Genomic DNA, 10,618 nt, shown 5'->3' on the forward strand with positions numbered 1-10,618 from the left:
GCCGACGAGTCGCGGGCGCCCGCCGGCCGCAGGCACCAGCAGGGCGATCGCCAGCACGGGCATGAGCGCGGGCCAGCGTTGCGCCGCGAGCGCCGCCCCCGCGACCAGCACGAGGGCGACCACCGGCGCCGCACGATGCGGCTGCGGGGCGAAGGGGTCTTCGGGTTCGGCCGCGCCGAGGGTCAGTCCGCTCGCGTAGCCCGACAGCGCACCGAGCAGCAGCGCTACGGCCTGCAGCGGGTCGAACGTGGGCCACAGGGTCGGCGAGAGGCGCGCACCGAGCGCGACGAACAACACGGCGCCGGCGAGCATCGCGAGCGCGGCGGTGGAGGCGGCCGGGTCGTCCCACTCGTGCGTCGCATGCAGCCGCGCCGTCGCCAGTTTCGCGGCGGCGACGGCGGCGGTGATCGCGAGCGTCGCGAGGCCGATGTGCACCGGTGCGACGTGCACGGCGGCCAGTCCGCCGGCGATGCCGAACGCCGGCAGCAGGCCGCGCAGGTCGGCGCGGCCCGCCAGCGGTCGCGCGATCCAGAGGCCCAACCACGCGCCGGCTACCAGTCCGGCCACGCCACTGGCCGCGAGCGCGGGCAGCAGCCGGAGCGCGACCGCCAGGGCCATGCCGACCAGCGCCGCGAATGCCAGCGGCGCGCGCAGCAGTCGACCGCCGGCCTGGAAGCGGCGGAGGGCGCCCGCCGCGGGGGCGACGGGCGATGGGCGGGGCGCGGGATCGGGAGACATCCGTACGGAGCGTGCGACGAAGCGCGTCACTTCCTGGTCGTTGACGGCATTCTGTGAAGGGACTGAGGCTGCAAACTGTGCAGCCGATTGCACCTCGCCATGCCGGGCGCGACGAACGTGCGCGCCAATGTCGACGGGGTCACACATGGCCCTGCTGCACGCTCCACCCCACGCACCCGCCGGAGTCCTCCCATGCCTCGCCTCCGCCTCAGCCTTGCCCTGCTCGTCGTCGCCCTCGCCGCCTGCCGGCCCGGTGACGCGACCTCCCAGCGCCCGTCCACGGTCGCCGAACCGGCCTCGCCGGGCAGTCCGACGGTCGCCCGCGTCGTCGGCGGGCTCGAGCATCCCTGGGCGGTCGCGCCGCTGCCCGAGGGCGGCTTCCTGGTGACCGAGCGCCCGGGCCGGCTGCGGCATGTCGGCGCGGACGGACGCCTGTCCGGCCCGATCGCGGGCGTCCCCGCGGTGTGGGCGGAGGGTCAGGGCGGCCTGCTCGACGTCGCGCTCGCGCCGGACTTCGCCACCAGCCGCCGCGTCTACCTGACGTTCGCCGAGGGCGGCCCGGACGGCACCGCGGGTACGGCGGCCGGCTTCGGGCGGCTCGACGGCGAACGCCTGGTGGACTTCCGCACCATCTACCGCCAGGTCCCGAAGCTCGACGGCCCGAACCACTTCGGTTCGCGCATCGCCTTCGACCGCGACGGCCACGTCTTCATCAGCCAGGGCGAGCGTTTCCAGCGCATGCGCGCGCAGGACCTGACGATGCTGCAGGGCAAGCTCGTGCGGCTCGACCTCGACGGCAGGGTGCCGGCCGACAACCCCTTCGTGGCACGCGACAACGCCCGCCCGGAGATCTGGAGTTACGGCCACCGCAACGTGCAGTCGCTGGCGGTCGACCCGCGCACGGGCCGCCTGTGGGAGGCCGAGCACGGCCCGCGCGGCGGCGACGAGATCAACCTGCCGGCAGCGGGGAAGAACTACGGCTGGCCGATCGCCAGCCACGGCAAGGATTACGCGACCCCGTTCCCCTACCCCGAAACCAAGGGCACCGACGTGCCCGGCATGGAATCGCCGTACCACGTCTGGATGAAGTCGCCCGGCCTCTCCGGCATGGCCTTCTATACCGGCCGCGCCGGGTCGCCGTGGAACGACAGCCTGTTCCTCGGCGCCCTCGCCGACCGCGCGCTGATCCGGCTGACGCTCGACGGCGACCGAATCGTTTCGGAGGAACGCCTGCTCGAGGACCGGAAGGCGCGCATCCGCGACGTGCGGGTCGGTGCCGATGGCAACGTCTACGTGCTGACCGACGACGACCGGAACGGCGAACTGCTGCGGATCACGCCGCCGGCGACGGCCGCCGCCCGCTGAGGCGGGCGCACAGGACCCCCGCACTGTCAACGTCGACGGTCCTTCGAGGGGCGGCCACAATCGCCGCCCCGCTCCCGACGTCGACGCCTCCATGCAGGATCGCAGCACCGCCCAGCACATCGCCCGCCGTATCGCCGAGGAGATCGGCGCGCAGGCGCGACAGGTCGAGGCGGCCGTCGCGCTGCTCGACGAGGGCGCGACCGTTCCCTTCATCGCGCGCTACCGGAAGGAGGTCACCGAGGGCCTCGACGACATCCAGCTGCGCGAGCTCGAGACGCGCCTGGCCTACCTGCGCGAGCTCGAAGACCGCCGCGCACAGGTGATCGCGAGCATCGAGGAGCAGGGCAAGCTCACCGACGAGCTGCGCGGCGATCTGCTGGCCGCCGACAGCAAGGCGCGCCTCGAAGACCTCTACCTGTCCTACAAGCCCAAGCGCCGCACGCGCGCGCAGATCGCGCGCGAGGCCGGGCTGGAACCGCTCGCCGATTCGCTGCTGGCGGACTCGACGCAATCGCCCGAAGCGGTCGCGGCCGCGTACGTCGATGCGGAAAAGGGCGTCGCCGACGCGAAGGCCGCCCTCGACGGCGCCCGCGCGATCCTCATGGAGCGCTGGGGCGAGGACGCGGCCCTCGTCGGTGCACTGCGCCAGTGGCTGACCGACGTCGGCGTCATCCGCGCGAAGGTGATCGAGGGCAAGGAGAACGACGGCGCCAAGTACCGCGACTACTTCGACCATGCCGAGCCGCTGGCGAAGATCCCCTCGCACCGCATGCTCGCGCTGCTGCGCGGCCGCCGCGAGGAGTTCCTGCAGCTCGACCTCGACCCCGGCAGCGATGCGGACGCCGGCCACCTCTCGGCGACAGGCCGCGTCGCGAAACATGCCGGCATCCGCAACGAAGGCCGCGCGGCCGATCAATGGCTCATGGACTGCGCGCGTCTGACGTGGAAGGCCAAGCTCCACCTGCACCTGATGCTCGACCTGATCGCGCAGGCGCGCGAGAAGGCCGAGGCCGAGGCGATCGACGTCTTCGGCGACAACCTCAAGGACCTCCTGCTGTCGGCTCCGGCGGGGCCACGCGCCGTGCTCGGGCTGGACCCGGGCCTGCGGACGGGCGTCAAGGTCGCCGTGGTCGATGCGACCGGCAAGCTGGTCGCCACCGACACCATCTATCCGCACGAGCCGCGACGTCAGTGGGACGCGTCGCTGCACACGCTGCGCGCCCTGTGCACGAAGCACCGCGTGGAGCTCATCGCGATCGGCAACGGCACCGCATCGCGCGAGACCGACAAGCTCGCCGCCGACCTCATCAAGCTGGCGAGCGACCTCAAGCTGACCAAGATCGTCGTGAGCGAGGCCGGCGCATCGGTGTATTCGGCGTCGGAGATCGCCTCTCGGGAGTTCCCCGACGTCGACGTCTCGCTGCGCGGCGCCGTCTCCATCGCGCGACGCCTGCAGGATCCGCTCGCCGAGCTCGTCAAGATCGAACCGAAGGCGATCGGCGTCGGCCAGTACCAGCACGACGTCGACCAGTACCGCCTCGCCCGCGCGCTCGACGCGAAGGTCGAGGACTGCGTCAATGCGGTGGGCGTGCACGTCAATACCGCGTCCGCTGCCCTGCTCGCGCGCGTTTCCGGCCTGACGTCGACGGTGGCCGAGAACATCGTGCGGCATCGTGATTCCAATGGCCCGTTCAAGTCGCGCAAGGAGCTGCTCAAGGTGCCGCGCCTGGGCGACAAGACGTTCGAGCAGTGCGCCGGCTTCCTGCGCATCGCGGACGGCGACCAGCCGCTGGACGCGAGCTCGGTGCATCCCGAGGCGTATCCCGTCGTGGAGCGCATCGTCGCCTCTACCGGCAAGCCGATCCGCGCGCTGCTGGGCGATGCGGCCTTCGTGCGTGGCCTGCGGCCCGAGCAGTTCGTCGACGACCGCTTCGGCGTGCCGACCGTGCGCGACATCCTGAAAGAGCTCGAGAAGCCCGGCCGCGACCCGCGTCCCGAGTTCAAGGCCGCACGCTTCGCCGACGGCGTCGAGGACCTGAAGGACCTCAGGCCCGGCATGGTGCTCGAGGGCGTCGTCACCAACGTCGCCGCCTTCGGCGCGTTCGTCGATATCGGCGTGCACCAGGACGGCCTCGTGCACATCTCCGCACTGTCCAACACGTACGTGAAGGATCCACGCGACGTGGTGAAGGTCGGCGACATCGTGAAGGTGCGGGTGATGGAGGTGGACGTGCCGCGCAAGCGCATCGCGCTCAGCTGCCGGCTGGAGGACGCCGCGCCGCGCGCGCCACGCCAGGATGCCGAGCGCGGACGCGATCGCGCCCTACCCGCGCGCGCCGGTGCGCCGTCCGGGCGCGGGCCCTCGTCGCCCCGGCCCCGCGATCCGGCGCCGCCGCAGCGGGCCGCTCCCATGGGCAACGCACTCGCCGATGCCTTCGCGCGGGCGAAGAAGGACTGAGCCTCGCGCGGCGCGTTCGCCGCGTCAGAAGAGGTCGGGCTGCGGTTCCTCCGGTGCGGAATAGTCGAGCCGTCCATCGACGATCCGCGCCGCCCCGGTATATGGGTGTTCCTGGATGCGGCCGCCGCCCTGCAGGTGCAGGACGGTCCAGCCGTCCGCCTTGAAACGGTCGGAGATCAGCGAGCGGTGGCACTGCCACCAGACCGCCTCCGCGCACATCACCGCGGTCGGGGTGGACGCGGCGAGCGTCGCGAGGCGATCCCGCGCGGCGTCGAACGCCGGCGTCTCCATGTAGTCCGCATAGCCGCGGAAGGCCGCGTTGCGCCAGGCGGTGTTGCGCGTGTCCTTGCGCGGACGGCGTCGACCGCCGAGGTCGCGGAACGGCACGTAGGCGATGCCGGCGGCCGGCAGCGCCTGCGCCATCGCATCGTCGTTGAACTGCGGAAACCGGCGCGAGCCCGCCAGGAGCCGGACATCGGCGATCGCCCGGATGCCCGCCCGCTGCAGGATGGCGACGAAGTCGTCCCAGGGATGCGTCGAATGCCCGACGGTCCACAGCGTGTGCCTGGCGTCCATCGCCCAAGCCTCGCGCGCCGCACATGAAGCGGCGTTGACGGCCGGGCGCCTAGGCTGCGGGGATTCACGGAGAGCTCCCCATGTCCGAGCACACCACCGGCCTTGCGCGCACGGCCCAGATCGTCAAGTTCCTGCTGAAGTACCGCAGCGCCGGCATCTTCAGCGGGCTCGACCAGGATGCCGTGCTCGAGGACGCGGAAGCCGCGGCGGAGACGCCGCAGGGCCGCCCGGAGGAATTCGTCAACGATCTCGAGGCCCTCGGCCCGACCTTCATCAAGCTCGGCCAGGCGCTGTCCACGCGCCCGGACATGATTCCGGCGGACTACATGGCCGCACTCGAGCGCATGCAGGACAAGGTCCAGGAGCTGCCGTTCGAGTCGGTGCGGGACGTCATCGAGGAAGAACTCGGCGTGCGCACGAACAAGCTGTTCGTCGAGCTCGACGAGACGCCGCTCGGCAGCGCGTCGCTCGCGCAGGTGCACCGTGGCGTGCTGCGCGACGGTCGCGAGGTGGCGGTGAAGGTGCAGCGCCCCGATGCGATCGCCAGCGTTCGCACGGACCTCGAATCGCTTCGCTCCATCGCCGCGCGCATCGATCGGCACAGCGACATGGGCCGCCGCATGAAGTTCGGCGACTGGGTGAACGAGTTCGCGCGCACGCTGCTCGCCGAGCTCGACTACCGCACCGAAGCCGAGAACCTGCAGCGCTTCGGCGAACGCCTCGAGCCGTATCCGGAACTCGTCGTACCGCGGCCGGTGTGGAGCCTGTGCGGCAAGCGCGTGCTGACGATGGACCTGGTGCGTGGGCAGAAGGTCACCGACATCTCGGGCCTCAAGCGCACCGAGGAAAACCTCGGCGACCTCGCCGCCGCGCTGATGCGCGGCTATCTCGACCAGGCCTTCGTCTACGGCGAGATCCACGCCGACCCGCATCCGGGCAACCTGTTGCTGACCGAGGACAGCCGGCTCGCGATCTTCGACCTCGGCATGATCGCGCACGTGCCGCCGAAGCGGCGCGACCGCCTGCTGAAGCTGCTGTTCGCAGCGGTCGACGGCCGCGGCGAGGATGTGGGCGCCGAAGGCATCTCGATCAGCACGCGACTGGAGGATTTCGACGAGGAGCGCTACATGCGCGAGGTCGGCCAGCTGGTCGCGACGTACGCGGCACGTTCGGGCGGCCGCACGGTGTCGGAAGGCCGGCTGGTGCTGGACCTCACCCGGATCGCGACCGCCTGTGGCCTGCGCACCCCGCCCGAGCTGAGCCTGCTCGGAAAGACGCTGCTCAACCTCGAATCGATCTGCGACGCGCTCGATCCGGACATGGACGCCAAGCAGGTCGTGCGCGAGCACCTCGACGAGGTGATGCGCAAGCGGCTGCGACGCTCGCTGTCGCCCGCGGGCCTGGCGGGCGAGCTGATCGAGGTCGAGGGGCTCGTGCGCGAGGCGCCGAGGAAGCTGAACAACCTGTTGACCCTGCTGTCGGACAACCGGCTGCAGGTGCGTCTGGACGGGCTGGACGACTCCAAGCTCATGGAGAACCTCCAGAAGATCGCGAACCGCATCACGATGGGCCTGATCATCGCCGCCCTGCTGATCTCGTCGGCCCTGATGATGCGCACCAACGCCGGCCATACGCTGTTCGGCTATCCCGCGGTGGCGATCGTCCTCTTCCTGATCGCGGCCTTCCTGGGCCTGTTCGTGGTCATCAGCGTGTTGCTGACCGACCGGCGGGCGCAGCCGCACGAGGAACGGGGCCTGCATTGAGACCAGCCTGAACGGGCTGAACACCGCTGCTTGCACGCGGATTTCACTGGTCTAACCTAGTGGAAAGCTTCACCGGGATTGCACGTCCCTGAAGCGTCCACTACCGGGACCCGTCGAATGCGCCTTTCCGTAGTCATGGCTTCGGCCATCGCCTGCTGCCTGCTGCCGGCCCTCTCCCCGGCCGAGCCGAACATCGCCAACCGCAGCGCGGCCGTGCTGCCGCCGCTGCCGGCCGCGCCTGCGGCGCCGCAGGAACTGCCGTCGCTTTCGCTCGCGTCGCGTCTGTCGGCGCTCGCACCGGGTGCCGACCCGAAGGTCATCGACCTCGCGATCAAGGCGCGCGAGTGCGCGATCGCGTCGGGCGACGCCACGGGCCAGGGCGAGAAGCTCGCCGTGATCGACTACTCGATGCCGTCGACGCAGAAGCGCCTGTGGGTGTTCGACCTGCGCAATCCGCGCGTGCTCTACAACGAGTACGTCGCGCACGGCCAGGGCAGCGGCGACAACTTCGCCCGCGCGTTCTCCAACAACGACGGCAGCCACCAGACGAGCCTCGGCCTGTTCCGCACGGCGGAGACGTACAGCGGCAACAACGGCTATTCGCTGCGCATGGACGGCCTGGAGCCGGGCTTCAACGACAACGCGCGTGCCCGTGCGATCGTCATGCACGGCGCGCCCTACGTGAATCCGGACCTCGTCGCGAAGATGGGCCGCATCGGCCGCTCGCACGGCTGCCCGGCGGTCCGGGCGCAGGTGGCGCACGAGATCATCGACACGCTGAAGGGCGGGCAGTTCGTCTTCTCGTACTACCCCGACAACCGCTGGCTGCACCAGTCGCGCCTGCTGGCGTGCCCGACGCGCGCGACCCGGACCGTCGCCACGCGCTGAGTCCGGCGTCGACATCGGCCCTGCACGGGCGGCTCCATACTGGGGCCGCCCGTTCCGTTTCAGGCCCCCGATGACCGACGCGTCCGAGCCGCAGTCGCCCGCTTTCGTCCGGCGGCACCTCCAGTCCGCGGTGATCCGCGCCGACGACGTGCTCGACGCGGCGCGCGGGGGCGTCCGTCGGCTGTTCGGCACGTACCGCCCCCGCCACATCGCCGCGTACCGTGGCTGGGGCGATGCGACGGGCGTGCAGATGATCGGTCGCGTGCTCGCCGACCCGCCGCTGGGCGGCCCGGGCGAGGCGGACGGCTGGTGGGAAAACCTGCTCAACACCTACCGACGCTTCGAAAGCGACGAGGTGCCGCACGTGCCGATCAACGTGCACTTCGGCGCCCATGCGGTCGAGGCGGTGGCCGACCACGAAGGCTATTACCAGGCCGCCCTGCCCGGCCCGGCCACGGTCGACGCGCTGTGGTCGGAGGCGACCGCCAGCCTCGGCGACGGCAGCCTCGCCACGCCGCAGCCGGTGCTGCTGGTGCATCCCGAGGCGCGCATCGGCGTGATCTCCGACGTCGACGACACGATCCTGCAGAGCGGCATCACCAACTGGAAGACCGCGGCGCAGCTGACGTTCCTGCACAACGCGCGGACCCGGAAACCGCTCAAGGGCGTGGCCAAGCTCTACCAGGCGCTGCAGGCCGGCGCGGACGGAAGCAGGCGCGTTCCGATCTTCTACGTCTCGAGTTCGCCCTGGAACCTGTACGACCTGCTCGAAGGCTTCATGGCGCTCAACGCGATCCCGGCCGGGCCGATTTTCCTGCGCGATCTCGGCACCGATGTCGGCAAGTTCATCAAGACCGCCGGGCACGGCCACAAGCTCGACCGCGCGCGCGAACTCATCGCGCGCTTTCCGTCGTTGCGCTGGGTATTGCTCGGCGACTCCGGCCAGGCCGACGCGGAGCTCTATACGCAGGCGGCCGAGGAGTTCGGCGACCGGATCGCCGCGATCTACATCCGCGATGTCGACCCCGACCTCGACACACCGCGCGACAAGGCGGTCGGCGCGCACTTCGAGCGCGTCGCCGGCGGCCGGGTGCCCATGCTGCTCGCGCGCGACAGCAGCGCGATCGCCGAGCACGCCGCAGGCCTCGGCCTCATCGCCGCCGCCTGGGTCGACGAAGTCCATCGGGAAGTGCAGCGGGACGTCGAACGCCCGTCGCTGGCGGCCGCCGCGGCCGATGCCGCCGTGCAGGGCGAAACGGCGACCGACCTGTCGCAGCCGGTGGAGGACGCGGGCCGCTCCGCGCCGGGATCGCCGCCGCCGGTGGGATAAAATCGCGAGTCCCGCCTTTTCGATTGCGCCGATGTCCTCGCCTTTCGGCACCGAGACCGTGCTCGACGTCCGCCACTGGACGGACGCCTACTTCAGCTTCACCACCACCCGCGACGACGGCTTCCGCTTCGACAACGGGCAGTTCGTGATGATCGGGCTGGAGGTCGACGGCCGCCCGCTGATGCGCGCGTACTCGATCGCCAGCGCGAACTGGGAAGAGGAACTGGAGTTCTTCAGCATCAAGGTGCAGGACGGCCCGCTGACCTCGCGACTGCAGCACATCCGGCCCGGCGACTCGATCCTCATCGGCCGCAAGCCGACCGGCACGCTGCTGATCAGCGACCTGCACAAGGGCCGCAACCTGTACCTGCTCGGCACCGGCACCGGCTTCGCCCCGTGGCTGTCGATCGTGAAGGATCCGGAGACTTACGAGCGCTTCGAACGCGTGATCCTCTGCCACGGCGTCCGCAGCGCGGCCGACCTCGCCTACCGCGACTACGTGCAGCGCGAGCTGCCGCGGCACGAGTTCCTCGGCGAGCAGATCGCCGCGAAGCTGCGCTACTACCCCGCCGTCTCGCGCGAGGAATTCGTGTTCGACGGACATGACCATCGCGGTCGCCTGACCGATCTCATGGCGAGCGGGCGGATGATGGAGCAGCTCGGCATCGAACCGCTCGACGCCGAGCACGACCGCGCGATGATCTGCGGAAGCCCGCAGATGCTCGCGGACTTCCGCGCGCTGCTCGATTCGCGCGGTTTCGCCGCGGCGCCGCGCATCGGCACGCCCGGGCAGTACGTCTTCGAGCGCGCCTTCGTCGAGAAGTGAGGCTCAGGCGGTCTCGACCGCCGCGGCCAACGCGACGGCGCCGCCGACGGGCCCCTCGCCCACCACCAGGCGCACGTCGCCACGCGCCTGCGCGGCCGCGAGGTCGCGCCCGAGCGCGACAACGTCGGCGCCGCGTGCGACGTTGGCGATGCACGTCGAGCGGTTTCGCCCGCCGGATTTCGACAGGTACAGCGCAAGGTCCGCGACGTGCATGGCGTGGTGCCAGTCGACACCGGGGTGCAACGGGTAGAACGCGCCGCCGATGGAGACGGTGACGTCGATGCGCGACCCGTCGATGTCGACGGGCTGGCTTCCGATCGCGAACAGCGCACGCTCGGCGAGCACCGCCATGCCCTCCGGACCCGTGCCCGGCAGCAGCAGCGCGAATTCCTCCCCGCCCCAGCGCACCACGGTGTCCTGTTCGCGCACCAACGCACGCAGCCGCGAGGCGATCTCGACCAGCACGCGGTCGCCCGCGCCATGGCCCCAGGTGTCGTTGACGCGCTTGAAGAAGTCGACGTCGATCAACAGCAGGCCGACGGGCAGCGCGTCACCGGTGCGTCCGACGTGGCGCGACATCAGCAGCTGGCATTGGCGACGATTCGCGACGCCCGTCAGCGGATCATGCAGCGACTGCTCCGAAAGCGTCGCCACGTCGCCCGAGAGCCGGCGAT

At 70.9% G+C, this 10,618-nt stretch carries 8 protein-coding genes and 1 pseudogene; 6 read left to right on the forward strand and 3 right to left on the reverse strand.

The window, feature by feature from the left end; genetic code table 11:
- Positions 1 to 738 (reverse strand): hypothetical protein (locus ACY35P_RS13540; RefSeq protein ID WP_462116369.1); only part of this gene is annotated, 738 nt, incomplete at its 3' end.
- A gap of 192 nt (positions 739 to 930) precedes the next feature.
- On the opposite strand from ACY35P_RS13540, the gene ACY35P_RS13545 reads away from it, so the two are divergent.
- Together ACY35P_RS13545 and ACY35P_RS13550 are read left to right on the forward strand one after the other, a co-directional pair.
- The gene (locus ACY35P_RS13545) at positions 931 to 2,103 is read left to right on the forward strand and encodes a PQQ-dependent sugar dehydrogenase (protein WP_462116370.1); all 1,173 of its coding nucleotides are present in this window, start codon (positions 931 to 933) and stop codon (positions 2,101 to 2,103) included.
- A 91-nt stretch (positions 2,104 to 2,194) separates the two neighbouring features.
- Positions 2,195 to 4,561 carry a Tex family protein gene (locus ACY35P_RS13550; protein ID WP_462116371.1) on the forward strand — a complete coding sequence of 789 codons (2,367 nt, stop codon included), beginning with the start codon at positions 2,195 to 2,197 and terminating at the stop codon, positions 4,559 to 4,561.
- 24 nt (positions 4,562 to 4,585) lie between these two features.
- Here the strand turns inward: ACY35P_RS13550 and ACY35P_RS13555 are convergent, their stop codons facing one another.
- Positions 4,586 to 5,137, reverse strand: coding sequence for a DUF488 domain-containing protein (locus tag ACY35P_RS13555; protein ID WP_462116372.1), 552 nt, complete (start codon positions 5,135 to 5,137; stop codon positions 4,586 to 4,588).
- On the opposite strand from ACY35P_RS13555, the pseudogene ACY35P_RS13560 reads away from it, so the two are divergent.
- From ACY35P_RS13560 to ACY35P_RS13575, 4 genes and pseudogenes are all read left to right on the forward strand, one after another.
- A pseudogene (locus ACY35P_RS13560) lies at positions 5,052 to 6,900 on the forward strand (ABC1 kinase family protein). The gene ACY35P_RS13555 and the pseudogene ACY35P_RS13560 sit on opposite strands and share 86 nt — an antisense overlap.
- Positions 6,901 to 7,017: 117 nt before the next feature.
- A complete protein-coding gene (locus ACY35P_RS13565) occupies positions 7,018 to 7,788 on the forward strand; it encodes a murein L,D-transpeptidase catalytic domain family protein (RefSeq protein WP_462116373.1) in 771 nt (256 codons plus the stop codon).
- Positions 7,789 to 7,858: 70 nt separating this feature from the next.
- A complete protein-coding gene (locus tag ACY35P_RS13570; protein ID WP_462116374.1) occupies positions 7,859 to 9,118 on the forward strand; it encodes an App1 family protein in 1,260 nt (419 codons plus the stop codon).
- A 31-nt stretch (positions 9,119 to 9,149) separates the two neighbouring features.
- Positions 9,150 to 9,944: a ferredoxin--NADP reductase gene (locus ACY35P_RS13575; protein ID WP_462116375.1), complete on the forward strand. Its 795-nt coding sequence runs from the start codon at positions 9,150 to 9,152 to the stop codon at positions 9,942 to 9,944.
- A gap of 3 nt (positions 9,945 to 9,947) precedes the next feature.
- Here ACY35P_RS13575 and ACY35P_RS13580 read toward each other — a convergent pair.
- A partial coding sequence (locus ACY35P_RS13580; RefSeq protein ID WP_462116376.1) for a GGDEF domain-containing protein occupies positions 9,948 to 10,618 on the reverse strand: 671 nt, incomplete at its 5' end.

The organism is Lysobacter xanthus, from assembly GCF_047159895.1.

Bases quoted from the DNA above. Each gene is read 5' to 3' on its own strand.
- ACY35P_RS13575 (WP_462116375.1), top strand. From the start codon at position 9,150: ATGTCCTCGCCTTTCGGCACCGAGACCGTGCTCGACGTCCGCCACTGG.
- ACY35P_RS13570 (WP_462116374.1), top strand. From the start codon at position 7,859: ATGACCGACGCGTCCGAGCCGCAGTCGCCCGCTTTCGTCCGGCGGCAC.
- ACY35P_RS13550 (WP_462116371.1), top strand. From the start codon at position 2,195: ATGCAGGATCGCAGCACCGCCCAGCACATCGCCCGCCGTATCGCCGAG.
- ACY35P_RS13545 (WP_462116370.1), top strand. From the start codon at position 931: ATGCCTCGCCTCCGCCTCAGCCTTGCCCTGCTCGTCGTCGCCCTCGCC.
- ACY35P_RS13565 (WP_462116373.1), top strand. From the start codon at position 7,018: ATGCGCCTTTCCGTAGTCATGGCTTCGGCCATCGCCTGCTGCCTGCTG.
- ACY35P_RS13555 (WP_462116372.1), bottom strand. From the start codon at position 5,137: ATGGACGCCAGGCACACGCTGTGGACCGTCGGGCATTCGACGCATCCC.